Origin of the sequence: Veillonella sp. VA139 (assembly GCF_003992005.1) — a bacterium.
Lineage (GTDB): Bacteria > Bacillota > Negativicutes > Veillonellales > Veillonellaceae > F0422.
On record NZ_RQVL01000076.1, the window covers coordinates 1 to 224 of the forward strand.

The window sequence follows — 224 nt, forward strand, 5'->3', positions numbered from 1 at the left end:
GGTAGGCCTAAGTGGACTTGAACCACCGACCTCACGCTTATCAGGCGTGCGCTCTAACCAGCTGAGCTATAGGCCTAGGTATGAGAGTTGACCTCTCAAAACTGAACAATGTAGGTAACCAAAGTGTCGACCTAGTGTGACATCTAACATCTTGTGCTAGTGTATGTCTCCCTAGAAAGGAGGTGATCCAGCCGCACCTTCCGATACGGCTACCTTGTTACGAC

The 224-nt window shown here is 50.0% G+C and carries 1 tRNA gene; it reads right to left on the bottom strand.

Annotated elements, in window-relative coordinates:
• Window positions 1-2 precede the first annotated feature (2 nt).
• Window positions 3-76, bottom strand: a tRNA-Ile gene (locus EO125_RS09765).
• Window positions 77-224: the final 148 nt, after the last annotated feature.